The 23115-nt window shown below is 66.1% G+C and carries 18 protein-coding genes; 12 read left to right on the top strand and 6 right to left on the bottom strand.

The genetic code is table 11. From position 1 onward, the window contains the following. Window positions 1–50: 50 nt before the first annotated feature. Entirely contained in the window at window positions 51–1193 is a 1143-nt protein-coding gene (locus ACOYYX_RS01520; RefSeq protein WP_422928170.1) for a hypothetical protein, read from the top strand. A gap of 154 nt (window positions 1194–1347) precedes the next feature. Here the strand turns inward: ACOYYX_RS01520 and ACOYYX_RS01515 are convergent, their stop codons facing one another. Continuing rightward, window positions 1348–2703 carry a hypothetical protein gene (locus ACOYYX_RS01515; protein WP_422931578.1) on the bottom strand — a complete coding sequence of 452 codons (1356 nt, stop codon included), beginning with the start codon at window positions 2701–2703 and terminating at the stop codon, window positions 1348–1350. 332 nt (window positions 2704–3035) lie between these two features. Here ACOYYX_RS01515 and ACOYYX_RS01510 point away from each other — a divergent pair, with 332 nt between their 5' ends. After that, on the top strand, window positions 3036–4664 hold the full coding sequence (locus tag ACOYYX_RS01510) for a porin (protein ID WP_422931577.1): 1629 nt from the start codon (window positions 3036–3038) through the stop codon (window positions 4662–4664). Window positions 4665–4742: 78 nt separating this feature from the next. Then, entirely contained in the window at window positions 4743–5309 is a 567-nt protein-coding gene (locus ACOYYX_RS01505) for a carbonic anhydrase (RefSeq protein ID WP_422928169.1), read from the top strand. Between the two features lie 49 nt (window positions 5310–5358). Here the strand turns inward: ACOYYX_RS01505 and ACOYYX_RS01500 are convergent, their stop codons facing one another. After that, window positions 5359–5760: a response regulator gene (locus ACOYYX_RS01500; protein ID WP_422928168.1), complete on the bottom strand. Its 402-nt coding sequence runs from the start codon at window positions 5758–5760 to the stop codon at window positions 5359–5361. Window positions 5761–5784: 24 nt separating this feature from the next. Further along, entirely contained in the window at window positions 5785–8631 is a 2847-nt protein-coding gene (locus ACOYYX_RS01495) for a PAS domain-containing protein (protein ID WP_422928167.1), read from the bottom strand. A 482-nt stretch (window positions 8632–9113) separates the two neighbouring features. On the opposite strand from ACOYYX_RS01495, the gene ACOYYX_RS01490 reads away from it, so the two are divergent. Further along, entirely contained in the window at window positions 9114–9539 is a 426-nt protein-coding gene (locus ACOYYX_RS01490) for an OsmC family protein (RefSeq protein WP_422928166.1), read from the top strand. Window positions 9540–9648: 109 nt separating this feature from the next. Here the strand turns inward: ACOYYX_RS01490 and ACOYYX_RS01485 are convergent, their stop codons facing one another. Beyond that, window positions 9649–11010, bottom strand: coding sequence for a sigma-70 family RNA polymerase sigma factor (locus ACOYYX_RS01485; protein WP_422928165.1), 1362 nt, complete (start codon window positions 11008–11010; stop codon window positions 9649–9651). Between the two features lie 235 nt (window positions 11011–11245). Between ACOYYX_RS01485 and ACOYYX_RS01480 the strand changes: the two genes are divergently transcribed. From ACOYYX_RS01480 to ACOYYX_RS01450, 7 genes are all read left to right on the top strand, one after another. Further along, on the top strand, window positions 11246–12679 hold the full coding sequence (locus ACOYYX_RS01480) for a DUF1501 domain-containing protein (RefSeq protein ID WP_422928164.1): 1434 nt from the start codon (window positions 11246–11248) through the stop codon (window positions 12677–12679). A 180-nt stretch (window positions 12680–12859) separates the two neighbouring features. After that, window positions 12860–13036, top strand: coding sequence for a 50S ribosomal protein L33 (rpmG, locus tag ACOYYX_RS01475; protein ID WP_422928163.1), 177 nt, complete (start codon window positions 12860–12862; stop codon window positions 13034–13036). A gap of 141 nt (window positions 13037–13177) precedes the next feature. Further along, window positions 13178–13828, top strand: coding sequence for a superoxide dismutase (locus tag ACOYYX_RS01470; protein WP_422931576.1), 651 nt, complete (start codon window positions 13178–13180; stop codon window positions 13826–13828). Window positions 13829–13924: 96 nt separating this feature from the next. Further along, complete coding sequence (zigA, locus tag ACOYYX_RS01465) at window positions 13925–15181, top strand: zinc metallochaperone GTPase ZigA (RefSeq protein WP_422928162.1); 1257 nt, start codon at window positions 13925–13927, stop codon at window positions 15179–15181. 173 nt (window positions 15182–15354) lie between these two features. Then, complete coding sequence (locus ACOYYX_RS01460) at window positions 15355–16830, top strand: DUF1501 domain-containing protein (protein ID WP_422928161.1); 1476 nt, start codon at window positions 15355–15357, stop codon at window positions 16828–16830. A 146-nt stretch (window positions 16831–16976) separates the two neighbouring features. Further along, window positions 16977–17168, top strand: coding sequence for a hypothetical protein (locus tag ACOYYX_RS01455; RefSeq protein ID WP_422928160.1), 192 nt, complete (start codon window positions 16977–16979; stop codon window positions 17166–17168). Between the two features lie 274 nt (window positions 17169–17442). After that, on the top strand, window positions 17443–17616 hold the full coding sequence (locus ACOYYX_RS01450; RefSeq protein WP_422928159.1) for a hypothetical protein: 174 nt from the start codon (window positions 17443–17445) through the stop codon (window positions 17614–17616). A 114-nt stretch (window positions 17617–17730) separates the two neighbouring features. Here ACOYYX_RS01450 and ACOYYX_RS01445 read toward each other — a convergent pair whose 3' ends face one another. Both ACOYYX_RS01445 and ACOYYX_RS01440 read right to left on the bottom strand, forming a co-directional pair. Continuing rightward, window positions 17731–18942, bottom strand: coding sequence for a serine hydrolase domain-containing protein (locus ACOYYX_RS01445; RefSeq protein WP_422928158.1), 1212 nt, complete (start codon window positions 18940–18942; stop codon window positions 17731–17733). Between the two features lie 167 nt (window positions 18943–19109). Further along, on the bottom strand, window positions 19110–19952 hold the full coding sequence (locus ACOYYX_RS01440) for a DMT family transporter (protein ID WP_422928157.1): 843 nt from the start codon (window positions 19950–19952) through the stop codon (window positions 19110–19112). A 278-nt stretch (window positions 19953–20230) separates the two neighbouring features. Between ACOYYX_RS01440 and ACOYYX_RS01435 the strand changes: the two genes are divergently transcribed. Then, window positions 20231–22789: a CehA/McbA family metallohydrolase gene (locus tag ACOYYX_RS01435; protein ID WP_422928156.1), complete on the top strand. Its 2559-nt coding sequence runs from the start codon at window positions 20231–20233 to the stop codon at window positions 22787–22789. Window positions 22790–23115: the final 326 nt, after the last annotated feature.

Raw genomic sequence — 23115 nt, 5'->3', positions numbered from 1 at the left:
TCGATAATAGCGGAACGGGAAGCCTCGTCACGAGGAGCCAGGAGCCGTCCATGAGCGTGCCGACCCTGATCTGCCCTTGCGGGCAACGCCTCAAGGCCCCCGGCCTGAAACCAGGCCGGACCGGGCGATGTCCCCAGTGCGGCGGCATGCTCAAGGTCCCCGACGAGCCGAGGCCGCCGGCCCGCCCCGAGGTCGTCGAGGACGATGGCTGGGGGGACGGTCTCCCCTACGAGTTGGGCCCCTCGACCTATAACTCGACCGCAAGCCGGGCCGAGGCCGTCGCGATCGAGATGGAATCTCGAGACGCCGCCGAGGACGTCGTCAAACCGCCGAGGACGGGGAGAAAGAGGAAGGCAACCACAAGGACCACGCCGGCCCCCGCGGGCCCCTGGTGGCCTCCCGACCTCCTCTACCCGGCCAAGGGCACGGCCGAGGCCCTCGGCGTGATCGCCACGCTGAGCGTCGTGCTCTGGATCTTCACGATCCTGATCCCGGAGTATTGCGCCTCGCTCCAGCGCGACGCCGACAGCATGGGCGCGGGGCCGATGGGATACCTGATCTCGCTGGTCACGTCGTTGCCGGCGTTCCTGCTCACGCCGCTGGCCGTCTTCTACGCCTTGCAATATCTCGCCCGGGTGCTGGTCGCCCGCGCGATGGGAGATCCGGTCCCCCCTCGGTCGCCCGATCGCAACTTCGACGGCTTCCTGAGCGGCCTGGGACCCTGGCTTATCTGGTTCTTCCTCAGCGGGGCCATCGCGGCACTGCCCCTGCTCGTCTCTCGCCTCTTCTACGAGTCCGAGCCGATCCCGATAACGACCCTGGCCTCGGTCGGGCTCGTCGCCCTGCCCTATGGGCTCATGGTGCTCATGCTCTCGTTCCTGCACGACGACCAGTGGGCGGCGAAGCCCTGGGTGGTGGCCGAGATGATCGTGAAGCTCAACGTCTCATTCGCGATCCTCTGCATCTCGGTGGCGGCAGTCGCGACCCTCTCCGTCCTCCCCTTCGTTGCCGTGAAAGCCTTATATGAAAAGTCGTTCTGGGTCTACATCCCGGCCACGCTCTTCGCCTGGGGCATCGCCATCTGGGGCGCCATCGTCATCATGGGGACCGTCGGCGGGTTCTACTACAAGCACCGAGGGCAGCTCCGATGGCACCAGGAACGCCCGCGATGGGGCGTCGCCTGGAAGCTCTGAGCATTCATTGAAAACCCACAATTCACCACAATATCATGCCATAAATAAAACCAAATTAAGGCCTCATTCTCCGTCATCGCGCATCATCAAGGGGTGACTGGAACCGCCCATGACGGCTCCAGCCACCCCCTCGCATGATTTGGAATCGAACGAGTTACTTCGCGGGCTCGGACGGCTTCCAGGAGATCGACTCGATCCGCACCTCGCCCCCGGCCGCGCCCGCGGAGGCCGGGTCGAACCTCAGGCCCGTGATCGTGCCCCGGTAGTGGGGGGACGAGGAGAGGTCGACCTCGTAGGTGTGATAGGCCCCGTCCGCCTTGATCGGGAAGCTGAGGCTCCGCTCGCCCGAGAAGCCCTCCTGGCCGGCGACGCTCCAGAAGACCTCGGCGCGGTCCTGGCCGGTTCCCTGGTAGGCGGCCTTGATGAAGAGTTTGGGGGCGGATTCGGCCTTCCACCACTGCTCGGGGCCGATCATCTGCGGGTCGTTCTTGTCGAGCTTGACCTTCAACTCGCCCTTCGGCGGGAAACCGGCGTCGGACGCGTTGATGTACGTCCAGTGCTGGCGGTCGGCCTTGAATTGATAGTCGGGCCGGGGATCCTGGACCCGGTGCGCGACGGCATAGGCCCGGATCGCTTCGAGCGGGCCGACGACGAGGTCGTAGTGGTAGTCGTAGACGATGTCGTGGTCGAGGATCTCGAACCGGCTCGGTGCGATGTAGCCGGTCGGGTTGTCCTTGGGTCCCCCCTTGCCCGGCTTGTCGTGGAACCCGCCCATGAAGGCGTAGACGCCAGGGTTCACCACGCCGACGCCATGGTCCTTGTCATCAACCAGCGCGGCCCAGTTCTCGGTGGCCTTCCAGAAGGCCCAGGGGGGGCCGTCGTTCTTCACCAGGCGCAGCGGTGCGTTCGTGAACGGCTCGGTGCCGTCGTAGGTGAAGAGGCGATAGAGCTTGCCGATCGTGTAGACGGCCGGAAGTTCCTGGTTGCTCGCCGGGTACGCGGTCTTGTCGGGCCGATGGTTGTTGAGCCGGCAATGGACCCGCGCCGCGGGGCCTTCCAGCGTGATCGTGGTCTCGAACGTACACTCGCCCGGCACGTTCTTGAGGGCCCATTGCATGGGGATCGTCGTGATGTGCAGGGTCTTGCCGTCGTTGGTGAACTCCTTCACCTTGCTGGAGTTCCCGTAGACGTCCCCCGAGCCGATCGGGTTCCAAGGCCAGTTCTTCCAGCCGGGATGAGCCTGGCCGAACGGCTGAGGCCCGGCGTAATACGACTGCTGGACCTGCCGCCCCAGGTCGTGCGAGTTGATCAGGTTCTCCCCCGGCCTATCCTTGTCGTTCGCCACCGCCAAAAACGTGATCGAGCCGCCGATGTCAAGGTCGACCCCGATGCGAATCACCCCGTTATCCAGGTAGCTCATCCGTTCCGCCCGCGCCGGGGCGGCCAGCGAGCCGAGCCCCAACCACAATACCGCGCATGAGATGCACTCGAGCTTCGCCCGTTCCAGCATCAGAATCACCGCCTCTCTTCGGTTATTTGTCAGGAATGGCCTCATCTTAACTCATTCATCCTGGTCGAGGCGACGAGGCCCTGGCACCATCCGGCCTGGCGTCGTGAGGCAATGTTAGGCCGATTCTCGAGCCGGCTCCCATGAATTGTTGATGCGGACGACCCGTCACGATCGATACAAGAGTCCTGGTCGAACCCTTTCGCGCCGATACCGAGAGTCGGCGGAGAAGGGTGAGGAGGGACCGTCGACGGTCTACGTGACCCTTGGCCGAGTCTGGGAGAAGTCGTGTGATAATGCCCCCCCGATCGGCGAGGATGAGCCTCGTCGTGACAATGGCCCTCCTCGCGTTCTGCCGGCCGCCGGTAGCAAAGGGACAGACGCCCCCTGTGCCGGCGACGAACCCCGGCGTGCCTCCGTCGGCGGCGCCTGCGCAGGCGGAGTCGCTGGCGACGAACGCGGAAGTCCTCGCCGAACTCCGCCGGCTCAAGGCCCAGGTCGACACGCTCCAGCACCAACTCGACGCCGTGCAGTCCACCGTGCCTGCGGCGAATGCGGGGGCCGGGCCCCAGCAAGGGGGCGGAGGATCCCCCTTCACCACGGCCGAGAACGGGGGCGTCAGCAACGGCGTCCCGACCCGCTACCACTCGGGCGCCTTCGGCCCGGCCCAGGCGGAGAAGGCCGACGCCGACCGCTATCCCCTCAAGGGCCGGTACAAGTACAACCACGACGCGGGCGGGCCGCTCGGGGGCGGCGGCTACTTCAGCTTCAGCGACGAGAACGACGAGTTCACGCTCAACATCAGCAACCAGGTCACGCTCGACGGCACCTTCTTCGACCGCGCCAACCTCCCCACGATCGAGCAGAACTTCAACGTGCCGTTCACCCGTACGTTTTTCTACGGGAACATCACCAAGGACTGGAGCTACCAGATCGGCACGCAGGGGTTCCTCGGGACCTTCAACCTGCTCGACGCCTTCGTCGCCTGGCACATCAGCCCGAACGTCACGCTCCGAGCCGGCAAAGGGCTGGCCCCGCCCCTGTACGAGTATTACGGGTTCTCCCCCGCGCTCGAGCCGGTGATCACGAACTCCCCCCTGTTCCAGCTCGCGGGCAAGCGTCCCATCGGCCTGATGCTCACGGGCACGGCCCTCGACAACCGGGTCCAGTGGTGGTCGGGCGTGGTGAACTCGGGGACGAGCTTCTTCGGCAACCTGAACCGCAACGTCGAGTACAACGGGGCCATCGACATCACCCCCTTCCGCGGCGACGCCTGGAAGGGCTCCAAGCTTGAGGGCTTCGGCGGCGGCGTCAGCGTCTCGGCCGGCGAGCAGAGATACGCACTGAACCAGTCGAGCATCGCCTTCACGAACAACGGCGAGGCGACCACGAACCCGAGCTTCGTGTCGGTCGTCGGGCTCCCCTTCTACGTCTACAACTCGAACGTCCGGGCCGACGGCCTGCGGTCGAGGGTCGCGCCCCACGTCTACTGGTTCGGCCGGTTCAGCGTCCTGGCCGAGTTGATGAACTTCAGCCGGGAGCTGACCGACGGCACGACGAGCGGGCGCTCGACGCAGTTGGCCTATTACATCAACGCATCATACTGGCTCACGGGCGAGCGGGACTTCGTCGGCAACGGCTTCCAGGGCTATTCGACGATCGAGCCCTTGCGGCCGTTCATCCCGAGCCGGGGGCAGTACGGGCCGGGGGCCTGGCAGGTCGCCTCGCAATGGTCCCAGTTCGACGCCGGCCAGAACGACATCAGGCGCGGACTCGCCGACGCGACCCGGTCGGCCGACCGCATGGACAGCTTCATGGTCGGCCTCAACTGGTGGCCGAACAAGTATACACGTCTCAGCTTCGATTATGTCTGGACCCATTTCAGCAGGCCGATCCCGATCGTACCCCCCAACTCGATCGACGGGTACAATACCTTCTGGCTGCGGTTCGCCATGTTCCTTTGACGATCGGCCGGGTCGAGTCGCCAGTCGCCCTGCGGCCTGCGTGATCGAGCCTCGATGAAGGATCCTGGGAGTCCACCCGTGGATGAGCTGACGACGCAAGCGATGGGCAAGATGCCGGGGAAGTACCCGCCGCCCCGCCATAATGTCCTGGTCCTGTCCTGCATGGACCTGCGGCTGATCGACGAGTTAGCCGCGTTCATGGATCGCGACAACCTCACCAACCGATATGACCACCTCGTCATCGCCGGGGCAGCCTTGGGCGTGACCCATCACACGAAGCGGAACTGGAAGAAGACCTTCTTCGAGCACCTCGCCATCGCACTGGAACTCCACGAGCCGCATGACGTTTACATCATCGAGCACCGGAACTGCGGCGCCTATCGCAAGATCCTGGGCCTCGACTTCGACGACCACCAGTTGGATGAAGAGAAGGTCGAGCACGGCAGGTGGGCGACCAAACTCAGGCGGGAAATCGAGGCATGGTGGCCAACCCACGCGCCGAAGAAGGACGGCAAACCGCTCCCGCTGCACGTCCACGGCTTCTTGATGGACCTACGGGGTGACATCGAACTGCTCGACCTGTCATACGGCAAGGCCCCTTCGCCCCGGAAGTCACGCAAGCCGAAACCCGAGAGCCAAGGCTGAACGCCGACGGGCCGACTTTTCAGTCCTCGGGCCCTCAATCCGCGGGGCGTCAGGCGACGGTCGGCGTCGGAAAAGGGGGCTTCCGGTCCACCCTGATTCCTTCCAGGTACACCTTGAGGGCGTCGAGCTCGAGGGGTTTCTGAAAGTGTCGGTCGAAGGGGGACGGCGAGGGCAGCATCTCCTCGCCGTGACCGGAGACGGCGACGATCGTGCAGCCGGCGAGTTCCGGCCGTTTGCGCATCTCGGAGGCCACCTCCAGCCCGCTCATGACGGGCAATGAGAGGTCGAGGAGCACGACGTCCGGCGCGGATTCCAGGGCCTTCGCGAGGGCCGTCGGCCCGTCGAACTCGATGCTGACCTGATAGCCTTCGCGCTTCATGAGCATCCGGAGCATCCGGGCGGAATCGGCGCAGTCGTCCACCACCAGGATGCGGAGCGTTGCATCGTTCATGGGTGCCTTACGCGGTGTTCCTGGCTACCGTCGTCCAGTCCGTCCCGCCAGGCTCGCCACGACAGCCGTCAACTCGGATGGGTCCACGGGCTTGGCGATGTGGGATTGGAAGCCGGCGATCATCGCCCGCTTGCGGTCTTCTGCCCGAGCGAAGGCGGTGAGGGCGATCGCCGGCACCTCTTTGGCCGACATCGTCTCCCGGACCTTCGCGATGAAATCATAACCGTCCTCATCGGGCATGCCAATATCGCTGACGATCACGTCGGCGCCGAAGCTCCGCAGTTGCTCAAGCCCCTCGACGGCCGAGCCGGCCGTGATGACTTCGGCGTTGCACTCGACCAGGACGCGCCTGAGCATCTGGCGGGCGTCCTGCTCGTCGTCGACCACCAGGATCTTCAGGCCCTCGAGCGCGCCCCCCTGGCAGAAGTCCTCCTCGAGCGGATCTCCCTTCGGCCTCGGGGGCGGCTCGGCACGATCGGGTTGGACGACCGCGATCGGAAGCATGACGGTGAAGGTCGAGCCGTGCCCTTCGCCGGGGCTCTTGGCCCGGATCTCGCCGCCGTGCATCTCGACGAGGTGCTTGACGATCGACAGGCCGATCCCGAGGCCCCCGTGGCGCCTGGTGATCGACGAGTCGGCCTGGCGGAAGCGGTCGAAGACGTGGGGCAGGAACTGGGGGCTGATCCCCATCCCCGAGTCGACCACGCTGATCTCGATGTGCGAGTTCACCCGCTCGAGGAGGAGCAGGACCTTGCCCCCCCTGGGCGTGAACTTCACGGCGTTCGCCAGGAGGTTCCAGACGACCTGCTGGAGCCTGGCGAAGTCCCCCTTGACCGGCCCGACGAGCGAGTCGAGCGTCTTGTGCAGGCGGATTTCCCTGGCGGCCGCGGCAGGGCCGACCGCCGCCATCGCGGCCTCGATGACGTCGGCGATGTTGAGATCCTGGACGTCGAGCCGGAGGTTCCCCGTCGTGATCCTCGAGATGTCGAGCAGGTCCTCGATGAGCTGCGACTGGGCGTGGCCGTTGCGCTCGATGACCTCGAGCCCTTCCTCGAGGTCCTCGGGGGCGGCCTTGCCCATGCGGAGGATCTTGGCCCAGCCGACGATGGCGTTCAGCGGGGTGCGGAGTTCGTGGCTGAGGGTGGCCAGGAATTGATCCTTGGTGCGGTTGGCCTCCTCGGCCTCGGCCCTGGCGGCCTGGGCCGACTCCTCGGCGACCTTGCGCTCGGTGATGTCGATCGCGACGCCGGAGAAGCGCACCGGCTTACCCTCGCGGTCGAGCCGCGTGCGGCCTCGGGAGACCACCCAGCGGACGGTCCCATCCGGACGGATGATCCGATATTCCTCCGCGAACGGGCTGCCGAGTTGGATCGTCCGCTCGATCGAGGGGATGATGCGTTTCAGATCCTCGGGGTGGATCGTCTTCGTGAACAGCTCCAGCGTGGCCCCCTTCGCCGCCAGCTCCGGGTCGACCTGGTAGATCCTGGCGAATCGTTCGTCGGCCACGAGCAGGTTGGTCACAAGGTCCCAATCCCAGGTGCCCGCGAACTCCGACGCCTCGAGCGACATCGCGATGCGATCCCTCGACCGCCGCAGCTCGACCTCGATCCGCCTCCGCTCGGTGACGTCGTTGAAGAGCACGGCGACCTTGTGCGACCCCTCGCCCCCAAGGCGGAACGCGTAGACCTCGAACCAACGGTCCCCAAGGGCCTTCGCCTCGTTGACGTAACGCACCGGCTCCCCGGTCCTGACGACCCTGCCATAAATCTCGAACCAGTGGGCGTCCATGCCGGGGGCCACCTCGCGGGTCGTGCGCCCGGCGGCGTCCCGAAGGCCGGTGTGGCTTTCGAAGGCCGGGTTCATCTCCAGGTATCGCCAGTCGAACGGCTCGCCATCGTCGTCGAACAGGACCTCGATGACGCAGAATCCCTCGTCGATCGATTCGAAGAGGGTGCGATACTTCTCCTCGCTGGCGAGCAGGGCAGCCTCGGCCGCCACGCGGTCGGTCACGTCGACCAGGGCGAGCACCCCCGCCATGAGCTTGTCGGAGGAATCGCGGACCGCTGCGCCACTGACGAGCACCTGGCGACGGCCGCCCCCGTTGAACCGCTCGATCTCGACGAGTTCCCCCGAGACCGCCTCGCCGCTCGTCAGGATCCGGGCGAGTGCCCACTCCTCCGCCTCGATCCGACGCCCGGAGTCGGGCCAGTAGCCGACCCAGGAGGCGTATTCGGCGATGCTGTTGATCGGCGGGGGGTTACCCCACAGCTCCACGTTCGCCCGGTTCATGCGCACGAGCCTGCCGTCCGGTTCGGCGACCACCAGGCCGACCGGCAGGGCGTTGAACACGGCGTCGAGCAGGCGACGGTCGGACTCGAAGCGGGAGGAATCCTCGAGGCTTTCGAGGATCTGTCGCAGACGCCCCTCCGACTCGCTCAACCGACGCTCGGCCAGGACCTTCTCGGTGACGTCCTCGATGGCGAGCAGGACCAACGCCTCGGAGCCGTCCCCCTCACCGACCTTACGCGCATTGCCCCGCAATGCCCGGAACTCGGCCGATTCGAATTCGCGATCCACCTCGAAGTCGGCGATGGTGCTCTTGCCCGAGAGGATCTCTTCCGTCGCCCTGCGCAACTCGGGGAAATCCCAAGGCCCGCCGCCCAGTTCGAAGATCGGGCTCCCCTCGATGGCCGCCCGGCCCACCGCGTAGGTCTCGCGGAAGGACCGGTTCGCGTATCGGATTCGAAGCTCGCCATCGAGGACGAGGATCGACTCGCGGACCGCGTCGGCCAGCCCTTCGAACATCTCGCGCGACGCAGGCGGGGGCACCTTCGAAGCCTCGTCCGGATTGTCGAGCGATTGCGGATTCATCGGGTAGTCGTCGCAGAGTGACGGCGATGGTAGCCAACGCGCGGAGGTCGATCGCCCACTCCACGATCGGGGCTCGGCCCCGATGCGCGAGAGCGTATCCCTCCGGCGGAACACGACGATGCTGCCCGTTGTCGGCGCGGCCCTTGACCACGGTTTCAAGGGGATCGCGCAGCTTCCGAGGCGTCTGCCTTGAATTCCAGTAGCAAATGGCATGCGCAACAGGCTCATACGCGAATATTGAGCCCGACGGCAACGGGCGGAGAAGGGCGAGAAGCACTCGTGGCCTTGTCCTGATTGACGGCAAACGGCCTCGGCCTTGTCGACGACCCTGCCTCAAAGACCGAGGATCGCGCCCCGACCGCGGCGTTTCTCCACGATGATCTCGTGCGTAGAATGTGGCTGACGTCCGAGGGAGGCGAGGGCCGCCGCGTCCCCTTTCCTCGGAGGGCTGAGCCTCGAATCCATCAACGGGAGACTTCCGCATGAAGACGAACGGATCGGCGATCTGGCATGGCGGGATCAAGGACGGCAAGGGGGCCATCTCGACGCACAGCGGCGCCCTCAAGGAATACCCGTACGGGTTCTCGAGCCGCTTCGAGGGCAAGCCGGGGACCAACCCCGAGGAGCTCATCGGCGCCGCGCACGCCGGCTGCTTCACGATGGCCCTCTCCCTGATCCTGGGCGAGGCCGGCCTCACCGCCGAGGAGATGCAGACCACCGCCGACGTGACCCTCGACAAGGTGGACGACGGCTTCGCCATCACCTCGGTGCATCTCACCCTCAAGGCCAAGATCCCCGGCGCCGACCAGGCGAAATTCGAAGAGCTCGCCGGCAAGGCCAAGGCCGGCTGCCCCGTCTCCAAGCTCCTGAACACCAAGATCACCCTGGACGCGACCCTCGAGTCGTGATCCTGGGATGGGTCGCCGAAACGCGAAACGCCGCCCGAAAGACTTGCGTCTTCGGGCGGCGTTTCGTGTTGATTGGGCGAGGGGAGAGAAAGCCCTCTCGAAGGTCGCATCAACTTCCGCGGTTCCGCTCTTTCAAGGAATTCAATTCCTCCAGCACATGATCGATCTTCGATTCCAGGGTCTGCAACCGGCGTTCCAGCGCCCCGCCCTGGGTATCGACCGCGCGTTCGACGACTTCGGGCGAAGTTGGGACGGTGACCGAGCCACCGCTTGCTTGTTTCACCATAACCTCAAGCAAGTGAATCTCGGCGAGAGTCGTATTGAGCTTCGCCTCCGCCACCTTGACTTCGGCCTCGGCCTTCTTGAACTCGTCCGCAGAGACCGTGCCTTGAATCCTCTGGTTGAGGCGTACGCTGGTGGCAAGGACTGAAAGGACCAACTCTTTTTCGGCCTTCCCGCGATCGAGCTCGGCTTTTTTCTTCGCAAGCTCGGCCTTGAGATGCTCTATAATGGCATTGGGCTTGGACGATTCCGAGGCTTGCTCACTCTTCGATTCAAGAACCGCATCGTTGCGAGCCTTCGAGCCCTCTTGTACATCCCCGGCTCCCGAACCCGAGCCATAGACGGCTGATCCGACTAGGGCGCCCGCCAGCGCGATCGCGCCAACGCCGCAGAGAAGTTTGGACATAAACATAGCCTTCAGGACTCCTTCGGCAAGGGATACGGCCGACGTCACGGCCATCGCGGTTGTTCCGCAGAGGTAGCAAACGGCCTCGCGTATTGTGGTCTCCACCAAGAGATGCGGGACGGCCGCCTCCACCTCCGAGGTCGCGAGGGTCAGCGCAGTGAAGCTCGCGGCGGGGGACCACCCCCGGCGCACGAGCCGATCGCGAAGCTGGCCCCGACCTCGGGCGAGCCGGCTCTTGATCGTCCCAACGGGGCATCCCAACTGCCGCGCGGCCTGCTCGTGGGTGAAGCCGTCGAGGTCGCACAGGACGATCGGCGTTCGGAACCGAGCCGGCAGGCGCAACAGTTCCTCGTCCACCAGGGCGCGGATCTCTTCGAGCTCCGATGACGGGTCGTGCGGGGCCGGGAGCGTCGCGATCGATTCTCCCGAACCTCGGCGGGCGGCGGTCGACTTGGCACGGCGCGCCACGCGACAGCTCACGCCGTAGAGCCAGCGCCCGAGCGAATCGGACACGCGGACGGACTCGGCCTTGCGGACGAGGATCAGGAACGTGGCCTGGAAGGCGTCCTCAGCGTCATGGCTGTCCCCGAGGATACGCCGGCAGACGCCCAGCACCATCCGCCCGTGGCGATCCATCAGGGTGCGGAACGCCGCATCCGATCCTCCATCGTCTCGCGACGTAAACCGCTCGAGGAGCTGTCGATCCGTCAGCCCGCCCAGCGATCCGCCCTCGAGGAGCGCGTGGAGATTCCCTCGAATCGCCCCCTGTCCTCTCGCTTGCATAGACCATTCTCGCTCGTGCTTCAGGCCTGACACATCCCTACCATGCACAAATTACAGCCGCGCGTTCCCGTTTTCCGAAAAAATGATTCGTCGGTTCGTTCCGTCCGTCTCCCCTGCCCGACACTCGCGAAAGCGTCCCGGCATAAGATAACGCCTTGAGCGGGAGGGGGTTTGGGGTTACGATCGTCGTCGAACTGGGCGCACCATCCCAAACCAAGACCAAAGGTCCCCGGCGATGTTCCGAGTCACGGCGGGTTCGCGGAGTCCCGGCCAAGGCGATGGGCCCTCGCGTCGGGAGATCCTGCGGCTGGGAGGGTTGGGGATGCTCGGGCTCGGGCTGCCGACCCTGCTCAAGGCCGAGACGGTCGCCGGGCAGAAGACCAGGGTCAAGTCGGTGATCCTCTTCTTCCTCGAAGGGGGCCCGGCACACCAGGACCTCTGGGATATGAAGCCCGACGCCCCCGAGGGGGTCCGCGGCGAGTTCAAGCCGATCGAGACGACCATGCCGGGCCTGCACTTCTGCGAGCACCTGCCGATGCTCGCGAAGCAGGCGCATCACTTCTGCCTGGTCCGCTCGGTGCATCACACCATCGGCGACCACAACGCGGGGGCCTACTTCACGCTCACCGGCCGCGAGCCGATCGCCTCGGGCCGATTGATCACGTCACCGTCGCCCGACGACTTCCCCCCCTTCGGCGCCGTGCTGGCGAAGCTGCGGCCCTCGGGGAATGCCCTGCCCGACTTCATCCAGACGCCCGACTGGATGAGCAACAACGGCGCGTTCCTGCCGGGCCAGGCGGCCGGGTTCCTCGGGGCGGCGGCCGACCCGTTCTTGACGGGGGACCCGAGCCTGCCGGGGTACAAGGTCCCCGGGCTCGAACTGCCGGTCGGCCTGTCTGCGGAGCGGCTCGACCGCAGGCGGGCGCTGCTCGATGCGGTCGGGCGAGGGCTGGAGCCGACCGAGGCCGTCGACCGGCTCGATGCGCACTATCGCAAGGCGTATTCGCTCGTCACCAGCCCCGAGGCGAAGCGGGCGTTCGACCTCTCGGAGGAGCCGCAGGCGGTCCGCGAGCGGTACGGGCTCGACCCGGATAATGACCGCAAGCTCGAGGCCCGGCAGTTCGGCGGCTTGCCGCACCTGGGGCAATGCCTGCTGCTGACCCGCCGGCTGATCGAGGCGGGCGTGCGGCTCGTCACCGTTTGCACCGGGGCCCGATACGACCAGAGCTGGGACACGCACCGGCAGCACTTCCCCCTCCTGAAGCGGTCGATCCTGCCGATGTTCGACCGCGCCTTCTCCGCGCTTCTCGCCGACATGCACGACCGCGGCCTGCTCGACGAGACCCTGATCGTGGCCATCGGCGAGTTCGGCCGGACCCCGAAGGTCGGGCAGATCACCTCGGGCGCCGGGGCGGACAAGGGGGGTCGCGATCACTGGCCCCACTGCTACACCGCCCTCTTCGCGGGCGCCGGCGTACCGGCCGGCTCCATCTTCGGCGCCAGCGACTCATTCGCCGCCTACCCCTCCCGCGATCCCGTCACGCCCCAGGATATCGCCGCCACCATCTATCAGATCCTCGGCCTCCCGCCCGAGACCACCATCCAGGACTCCCTCGGCCGGCCCTACGCCCTGAGCCTCGGCACACCCATCCGGCAGATCATCGCCTGATCGACCCCGGAACTCGCCCCGACCCAACGGCACTCCATCTTTGAGGTCGGGTAACGAGGCCCTACGCCTCGCACAAGCAGGTTTCCTCGCCGAAGGTCGGGCCGCGTCCCGCCTCGGGCGTTTGTGCGCCCCGGCGGATCGGCCTACCTCGTCGAGGAGCGAACGGGAAGGAGTCGGGACATGGCGAAATCAGGAGCTCGGGAATACGTCTGGCTGCAATGCACCGAGACCGGCGAGTTGAACTACCGGATCTCCGTCAACACGCGAGGCGGCATCTCCGAAGGGGTACGCGACGGGCTCAAGAAGTACTGCCCGAAGCTCCGCAAGCACACCCTGCACAAGATCAAACGCAAATGAGCCGGGCGTAAATCGGCTCCCCCTCTCTTCAAGCAACCCCACGCGACAAACCCCGGGAAACGACCGCGAATGACCGTCAACCGATCGCGACGCACCCTGCTGGCCCACGGTGCCATGGCCCTGCTTGGCACCTCCTACGTGATGAGCGCCCAGCACGAGCACCACGCGGAAGCCTCCTATACGCTCCCTCCGCTGCCCTACGCATTCGATGTCCTCGAACCGCACATCGACGCCAGGACGATGGAGATCCATCACGGCAAGCACCACCAGGCTTACGTCACGAATCTGAACAAGGCCCTGGAGTCGCTCAAGGGGCATCGCCACGTCCCGATCGAGGAACTCCTCAAAAACCTCGCGAGCTTGCCCGAGTCGATCCGGGCGACCGTGCGGAACAACGTCGGCGGCCACTACAACCACTCGCTTTTCTGGTCGGTGATGAAGCCGGGCGGAGGCAGTTCGCCGAAGGGGAGCCTGGCGACGGCGATCGATAAGGATTTCGGCGGGTTTTCTGCCCTCAAGGAGGGCTTCTCCAAGGCGGCCGCGACCCGATTCGGCTCGGGGTGGGCCTGGCTCATCAAAGAAAAGGGCGGGAAGCTCGCCGTCACCTCGACCCCGAACCAGGACAACCCGCTGATGGATGGCTCCGGGATCCCCCTGCTGGGCCTCGACGTCTGGGAGCATGCCTACTACCTCAAGTACCAGGACCGACGTCCCGACTACGTCTCGGCCTGGTGGAACGTGGTGAACTGGGGCGAGGTCGAGCACCGCTTCCAGGGCCATCGCCACGCCTGACAGCTCTATTCCACAACACGCATTTCCATCGATTGATCCACACAGAAACACAGCACCACTTGCAGGTCACACCTGCAAGCGGGAGGGGGATGGTCCATGTCCGATCGGCTGCCGGTGACGGTCCTGTCCGGATTCCTCGGCGCGGGGAAGACGACGCTGCTGAACCACATCCTGCACAATCGCGAGGGGCGCAAGGTCGCGGTGATCGTCAACGACATGAGCGAGGTCAACATCGACGCCCGGCTCGTCCGCGAGGGGAGCGCCCTCAACCGGGTCGACGAGAAGCTCGTGGAGATGACCAACGGCTGCATCTGCTGCACTCTCCGCGAGGACCTGCTCGTCGAAGTAGGCCGGCTCGCCCATGAAGGCCGGTTCGACTACCTGCTGATCGAGTCGACGGGGATCTCGGAACCCTTGCCGGTGGCCGAGACGTTCACGTTCGAGGGGGACGACGGAAAGTCGCTCGGCGACGTCGCCAGGCTCGACACGATGGTCACCGTGGTCGATGCCGAGAGCTTCCTCCGCGAATACGTCGCCTCGGAGGCACTCCGCAATCGAGGCCTCGCGCTGGGAGAGGAGGACGACCGAACGGTGGTCGACCTCCTGACCGATCAGGTCGAGTTCTGCGACGTCCTGGTCATCAACAAGGTCGACCGGGTCGACGCCGATGATCTGGCGAGGCTCGAAGGGCTCCTGCGACAGTTGAATCCCTCGGCCAAGCTGGTCCACGCGGAGTTCGGGCGAGTCCCGCTCGACCTCGTCCTGAACACGGGGCGGTTCGACATGGCGAAGACGGCCGAGGCGCCGGGCTGGCTGCGCGAGCTTCGCGGCGAGCATACACCGGAGTCGGAGGAATACGGGATCTCGAGCTTCGTCTATCGCGACCGCCGCCCCTTCCACCCCGAACGCCTCTTCGAATTCCTCCGCCAGGATTGGCAAGGCGTGCTGCGGGCCAAGGGATTCTTCTGGCTGGCGACGCGCCCCGAGTTCCTCGCCATGTATTCCCAGGCCGGGGGCGCGAGCCGGATCGAGCCCGTCGGCTACTGGCTGGCGGCCACCCCCAAATCGGAATGGCCCGAGGACCCCGCCGAGATCCGCGACATCCTAAGGGACTGGGATCCTCGCTACGGCGATCGGAACCAGGAACTCGTCTTCATCGGCATCGGCATGGATCGCCAGGCGCTCGTCTCGGCGCTCGACGCCTGCCTGCTGACGGACGAGGAGCTGAGTCTCGGCGAGGGCCACTGGGAGAGCCTGGCTGACCCCTTCTCCCCCTGGGCCGACGAGGATGATGAGGACATCTCCGAGTCCCTCGCCCCTCGCGACGCACCGCACGCGCATTGCGAACCCTGAGCGAGACGAATCGGGGGCCGGGCGGCGGACGATGGAATTGTTGAACGATCCCGACTATGATGCGCGGGATCGATACCTGCCTTGCGCGATGCTGCGACGACGGGACGCCTGCCGCCCGGCATCGTTGAGGATGGTGCTTGTCCCGCCGACCGCTCCCCCACCGGAGTCTCGCCATGCGACCTTCCTCCTTGAAGCCTTCGCACGCGATGCCTCGCCACCCGAGCTTCACGCGACGATTCGCACTCCAGGCCGGGGGCGTGAGCCTGCTGGGGCTGGGGACCTGCCACCTCAACGCCCTGCGCGCGGCCAACGCCGCCGAGGCCCCCTTGCCGGGCCAAGGGCGGGCGCAATCGGTGATCTACATCTTCCTCTCCGGCGGGCTCGCCCAGCACGAGAGCTTCGACCCCAAGCCCGACGCCCCCGAGGAAATTCGGGGTGAGTTCAAGCCGATCGCCACCGCCACGCCGGGGCTCTCCATCTGCGAGCATTTACCCATGCTCGCCCAGCGCAGCCAGCTCTGGTCCGTGGTCCGGTCGCTCACCCACCCCTCGAACGACCACTCGGCGGGCCATCACATCATGCTGACCGGCCGGTCGGACCTGCCTCCGGGGTTCGACCCGAACCAGCCGAGGCCGAACGACTGGCCGTCCATCGCCGCCGTGGCGGGCGCGGTGGCGACCTCGGGCAACAATCTGCCCCCGGCCGTGGTGCTGCCCGAGCAGCTCGTGCATAACACGGGGCGGATCATCCCCGGCCAGTTCGCGGGCCTGATGGGCTCGCACCGGGACCCCTGGTTCATCGAGGCCTCCCCGTTCGACCCGGGGGCCTATGGGGCCTACCCCGCCTACGAGTTCGACCATCAGGATCGGGTCCGGCCCGCGAAGACGAAGGCCTTCAGCGTCCCCGACCTGACCCTGCCCGAAGGGTTCGGCAAGAGCCGGCTGGTCGATCGCCTGGCCCTGCTCCGGCACCTCGACCGCCAGCGGGCCGACCTCGAGCGTTCGGCCGAGGCCGGGCGGCTCGACGGCTATCGCCAGGCGGCGGTCTCGCTTCTCACCGACGGCCGGGCCCGGCAGGCTTTTGACGTGAACGGGGCCGACGCCAAGGTGACCGAACGCTACGGCCGCAATGCCTTCGGCTGGTCGCTGCTGATGGCCAGGCGCCTGGTGGAGGCCGGGGTCCGGCTCGTGCAGGTGAACCTCGGCAACAACGAGACCTGGGACACGCACGGCAACGCCTTCCCGCACCTCAAGAACTCCCTCCTGCCGCCGATGGACCGGGCCGTCTCCGCGCTCCTCGACGACCTGCACGAGAGCGGCATGCTCGACTCGACGCTCGTCGTCATGGCGGGGGAGTTCGGCCGCACGCCCCGGATCTCGCTCCTCCCCTCGGCGTACAAGCTCCCCGGGCGCGACCATTGGGGCCATGCGCAGTCGGTCCTCTTCGCCGGCGGCGGCGTGCAAGGGGGTCGCGTGATCGGCTCGACGGACCGCATCGGCGGCCACCCGACGACCGAGCCGCAGACCCCGGAGGGCATGGCCGCGACCATCTACCGGTCCCTGGGCATCCCCGCCGTGGCCGCCTGGCAGGACGACGTCGACCGCCCCCATCAGGTGTATCAAGGGGACCCCATCGCCGGCCTGCTCTGACGCCCCTCACCCCGACGACGCGAAGGCTCGACGGACCTACGCCGATTTTTTTGGTCGTCCTGTCCGGTCCTCGCGTCGAGCCGGATAACCCTGGAGAACAAGCCGGACGTCGGACCCGGGGAGTCTTACTCGGGGGGGTTGAGACCATGTCGGACAAGATGACGGGGAGACAGTTCCGGAGGATGTTCCTGCGAGTGCTGCCGCTCTCGCTGGTATCGGCCATCGTGTTCATCACGCTGGCCAAGTTCCTCGGGATGTCGGGGGGTGCCGGCGCCGCGGCGGCCGGGGCCGTGACCGGCGTCCTCGCGACCCGGCTCAATGACAACCGGGCAAGCTGACCGCGAATCGGTCGACGAATCCAGATAAGGCGCGAAGATGCCGGCCTCCGCTGCGAGACGTCGCATGCGAGGGCCGGCATCTTCGTTTCGAACGGCGAGGTCCACACCGACCCGGGATGTCGTCACGCCCGCAGGCGTTGGACGATCGGTCGGGCCAATTTTTCCGACGCGACGTCCGGTCGGGCGTTCGTTCCGGATAGATCTCGCGGAGGGGACGTGACGACTCGAAGCCGATCCCCAGACGCCAACACCCTACCGAACAAGGAGTCCTCCGATGAAAAACCTGATGCACTTTTTCGCGGTCTACTTCGTCTTCAGGCTGATCGCCGTCCCGATGTTCCGCTATTACCACGTGACGCCGGGCACGAGGCTGATCGTCTTCCTGCTCCTGGCCGCCGTCGGCCTCATCTCCTCGTATTCCCTCCGAGAGCGTGAGCCCGTCGTCTGATCCCGGCCCCTTCGAAGGGGCCTTGTCGGGCCCTGTCACCAGGGCTTGAACGACGAGGCCCGCGAAAATTCGCGGGCCCCGAACATCAACTCATGTTTTTCAGTCAAGATTCGATCATTTCTTCAGATCTTCCTTCGCCGCCTTGACGAAGGCCTCGTGGATCTTGCCGCCGTCGACGCCGGGCGGGAAGCCGGCGTGCTGGAGCATCAACACGGTGACGATGTGGCTGTCGGGCTCGATGCTCATGCTCGTGGCATAGGCACCGCCGTGGCCGCAGGTGCCGACGATCACCGGGCCGGAGTCCCCCTTGGATTTGCGGCTGGTCGACCACCCGAGGCCGTAGCCCCCTTCCCCATGGCCGTGGTTGATCAGGCTGCCCGTCTGCGTCGAGGTCATCTGCCGGACGGCCGACTCCGACACGTAGCGATGGCCGTCGAGGGTGCCGCCGTTGGCGATCATCCGGCAGAACGTGGCGACGTCTGCGGCGGTCGAGAAGAGGCCCCCCGCCGGGTACGGATGCCGCTTGCGGTTGGTGAGCGGGTAGCTCAGCTGCGTGATCGGGACCTCGTCGAGGCCGTTGTGCTCGGCGTTCGGCTTGTACGACTTCGCCAGCCGGCTCAATTGCTCCTCGTTCGGCCAGAAGGTCGTGTCCTTCATCGCGAGCGGCCCGAACAGGCGCTCCTGCATGAACTCCTCATAAGGCTTGCCGCCGACGACCTCGATGATCCGGCCGGCGGTGTTGATGCCGGGGTTGCAGTATTCGTACTTGCTGCCCGGTTCGAAGTGGAGCGGGGAGAGGCCGTAGCTGATCGACGCGTCGCGGAGCGGGATCGAGTCGAGTTCGCGTTCCAGCGGCGAGCGTGCGACCAGGCCGCTCGTGTGCGAGAGGATCTCGCGCACGGTGATCGGGTGGCCCGGCTTCTTGAGGACGAGTCGATCCTCAGTCTTCTCGGCCACGAGCATCTGCCCGTGGAACTCGGGCAGGTACTTCGCGACCGGGTCGTCAAGGTGGACCTTCCCTTCGTCCACCAGCATCATCAGGCCGGTGGAGGTCATCGGCTTCGACATCGACGCGATCCAGAAGAGGGCGTCGGCCTTCATCGGCGTCTTCTTGGCGACGTCGGAAAAGCCGACGACCTCGACGCTCAAAACCTTATCCGGGGCCGCCACCAGCGCGACGGCGCCCGCCAGGGCGTGGCGATCGACGAACGGCTGGAGGGCCTCCGCGACGCGAGGCTCGGCCGCATGCGCAGCCGCCAGGTTCAGGACGACGAAGGCGGCGAGCAGGACCGGCGCGAGGCGCAAGGCGATCGGTACGGGTGTCATCCGCATGGCAATCCAATGGGGTTCGGGCCTGGTCATTTCGCATCGGTTCGATGCCACGGCACGAGGGAGGGTCTCGTCAGAGAGCGTACACGTCAAGAGGCGTGCCCGCAATCGCCCGCATCCCCGTTTCGATCCTGCTAAAAGGCCGGTGCAACGGATCGCGCGGATCAGTGGCGCTGATAGCCGAGGACGGCGGCCCCCAGCGCCACGACGATGCAGGCGGCCAGGCGTCGGCTCCCGAGGCGCTCCCCAAGGAAGAGCCAGCCGATGACGGCGGCGAAGACGACGCTGGTCTCGCGCAGGGCCGAGACCTCCCCCATCGGGCTGATGCTCGCCGCCCAGATCACGACCGCATAGGCCACCATCGAAATGAGGCCACCGAGCCCCGCGCGGAGTGCCTCGGCGTCGACACGAAGGCTCGGGAGCCCATCCCGATGCATCAACATGAAGGCGAACATCAGCACGCCATAGACCAGGAAGAGCCAGGCGGCATACGACCTGGAATCGCCCGAGAGCCTGGCGCCGAGGCCGTCGACCACCGTGTAAGCCGCGATCGCGACCCCTGTTAGAAGCGCGGGTATGAGGGCACGGGCCGAAAGATGCGCCCGGCTCTCGCGGGCCAAGGCGAGGATCCCGAGCGAGATGAGACCCACACCCGCGAGCGCCGAGGCATCGAGCCGCTCGCCGGCCACCAGCGACGCCCCCAATGTCACGAGCATCGGCGAGGAACCTCGCGCGATCGGGTAAGCCACGCCGAGGTCGCTATCCCTGTACGAGGCCACCAGCAGGACGTTGTACGCGACATGCACGCAGGCCGAGGCGAGGATGTAGAACCAGCTCGACGACCGCGGCCAAGGCAAGGCCAGGATCAGCGGTATGGAGGCGATGCCCGAGGTCAGCACCATGATCGTCGCCAATCGGAGCCGATCCCCTCCCCCCTTCAAGAGCCCGTTCCAGGCGGCATGCAGGACGGCCGAGAACAAGACGAGGCCGACGACCCATGCACTCATGAAATCCAGAGCGACACGTTGCGCATCACTTCCTTTATCATCTCCAACTTCCGATCCGAACGAAGATCGCGACGTCCGGGGCCGCGAAATATCCCCAGGAAACCGTCTCTTAACCCTTTACCATTCCAAGCTTAACAGGAATTTCTCTGGACCGCGACCTCTGTGCATGGGCATGCTCCACCATTCCTGCGCCATCGAGCGCGACCGAAACGCACTCCCGGATGGGCGCCAGACCCTTTCGAGCGAGTGAGGACACCGGGAGCCGGAGCGACGTGACCATGAACCGAATCTCGTTCAAGAATCTAGCCTTATGCGCCTCTTTATGCTTGATGGCGGGGACGGCGCATGCCGCCGACCTCGTCTCCCTCTCGCCGGAGACCTGGGAGCGCTTCGCCCCGCAGGGCAAGGAGGCCGACGCGATCTACGGCGACTTCACCCTGGCGAATGACCAGATCATCGCCGTGATCGCCCACCCGCGTCGCAAACGGAACGCGAACATGACGGTCCGCGAGGTCGGCGGTTGCATCATCGACCTGACCCGCCGCGACCGCCAGAGCGACCAGCTCTCGGCCTACTACCCGGGCGCCCAGGCCCGCGAGCTGAAGTTCGGCGGCATCGACGTCCAGGCCCCGTCGATCTACGAGATCTCGGAGCTGGAGCGGACGTTCGTCAAGGCCCGCAAGATCACGATGAAGTTCGTCGCCCAGCCCCGCGAGAAGACGCCCGACGTCGCCGTCTCGTACACCCTCGAGGATGGCCTGCCCTACGTCCTCGTCACGACCGACTTCTCCAACCACAGCAACGAGACGGTCAGCACGGACCTGATCGACTCCCTCCGCGCCGATAACTCGTTCGAGAAGGCCCCCGAGGCCTACGCCGACCTCTACTGGGCCTACGACAAGGCCTTCGGCCAGGCCTACGGCTGGCTCGCCGAGAAGCACCAGATCATCGGCTCGGGGGGCCGTCAGCTCCTCCTGAAGTATCGCAACCACGAGGGCAAGCTGCGGATCACCCTCGCCCCCGGCGAGACGTATCGCCTGGCCCGCAAGCTCGCCCCCGGCGCCAACCTCTTCGACGTCCAGCGCTTCGTCGAGCAGGGGACCGACAAGGCCCCCCGCCCCATCCGCCTGACCGTCAAGGACACCGCAGGCCAGCCGGTCGTCGCGGCCGACGTCGCCCTCGAAACCGACGGCAAGAAGACGGCCTGGGGTCGGACCGACGAGAAGGGGACGATCGAGATTGCCCCGCCGAAGGCCGCCGGCATCCTAAAGGTCACGTCGGCCCCGCACGGCTCCAAGTCGCTCGAGATCAAGCCGGACGCCCCCGAGGCACTCTCGGTCGAGCTGCCCGAGCCGGGCAAGGTCGTCGCGAAGATCGTCGACGCCAAGGGGGGCCCGATTCCTTGCAAGGTCCAGTTCATCGGCCGGGACGGCACGCCCAGCCCCGACTTCGGGCCGGATAGCGGCGAGCACGCCATCCGGAACGTCTACTACAGCCACGACGGCAAGTTCCGCCGCGAGCTCGAGCCTGGCCGCTATGACGTGATCATCAGCTATGGCACCGAGTATGATGCGGTGTTCACCCGGCTCGACGTCAAGCGGGGCCAGGAGACGACGCTCGAGGGCAAGCTCGTCCGCACGGTGCAGTCGCCGGGCTGGGTCAGCGCCGACTTCCACAGCCACTCGAGCCCCTCGGGCGACAACACGGCGAGCCAGCTCGGCCGCGTCCTGAACCTGCTCTGCGAGCAGATCGAGTTCGCCCCCTGCACCGAGCACAACCGGATCTCGACCTACACGCCCCACCTGCAGCGGCTCGGGGTCGAGCCCCTGATCGCGACCTGCTCGGGCATGGAGATGACCGGCCAGCCGTTGCCGCTCAACCACCAGAACGCCTTCCCGCTCGTCATGAAGCCCAACACCCAGGACAACGGCGCGCCCCCCTCGGCCGACGATCCGGAATTCCAGATCGAGCGCCTCGCCCTCTGGGACGGCCGCTCCGAGAAGCTCGTGCAGGTCAACCACCCCGACATGGGCTGGATGTTCTTCGACCGCAACGGCGACGGCAACCCCGACGGCGGCTACTCGGGCATGGTTGGCCACATAGACGTCATCGAAGTCCACCCGCCCCACCTGATCTTCGACCAGGGGGTCGTCGAGTACGAAGGGCGCAAGGAGAACAACCCGATCTTCAACTGGATGCAACTCCTCAACCAGGGGAAGCGCATCCCGGGCGTCGTCAACACGGATGCGCACTACAACTTCCACGGCTCGGGCTTCCTCCGCAGCTACCTCAAGTGCCCGACCGACGACCCGTCGAAGATCGAGACGCTGGACATGGTGCATGCGGCCGAGCGCGGGAATGTGGTGATGTCCAACGGCCCCTTCCTCGAGGTGAAGCTCAAGGGGGGCGAGTCGGGCAATGGCTCGGCCTCGACCGAGTCGATCCCCGGCGACGACGTCGCGATCCCGGGGGGCAAGGCAACCCTCCAGGTCCGCGTCCAGTGCCCGAACTGGTTCGACGTCGACCGCGTCCAGGTCTTCCTCAACGGCCGGCCGGTGGACTCGCTCAACTTCACCAAGAAGCAGGCGGCCGATAAATTCAAGGACGGCGTCGTGAAGTTCGAGCAGGAGATCCCGATCACCCTCGAGCGCGACACGCACGTCATCGTGGCGACGATCGGCGAAGGCTCGAAGCTCGGCCCGGTCATGGGCCCCGACCACGAGAAGGACCTGCCGGTCGCCGTCTCGAACCCGATCTTCGTGGACGTCGACGGCGGCGGGTTCACCGCGAACAAGGACACCCTCGGTTCCAAGCTCCCGGTCAAGGGTGGCCACTGATCGCGCCTCCGCGCCTTGCGGACAACCTGAGGACAAGGCCGGGATCTTCGGAGCCCGGCCCCCTCTCAGCCAGAAGTCATCATGCATGCCTCGTGTTGCGTCGTCCGTTGGGAGGAGCCTTCCCGCTTCCCCAATAAGACGACTCGACCCGAGGCATATTCTTTTCCCAGAGCCCCAAATTCTCCCAACAGGACTGCGGACGGAGGGTCGGGAGGGCGGTTTGGTCAATCTGTTTAAGCTGGCTCCTTCAAATGGTCGAGACATGCAGGGACATATTCCCTCGAGATACGGATTCTCAACGACGATCGGCTAGGAAGCCGAGCTTG

It is taken from the genome of Singulisphaera chitinilytica, assembly GCF_049331405.1.
GTDB lineage: Bacteria > Planctomycetota > Planctomycetia > Isosphaerales > Isosphaeraceae > PoT.
The sequence above is the reverse complement of the archived record's forward strand: the minus strand, read 5'-3'. Positions and strand labels throughout refer to the sequence as shown.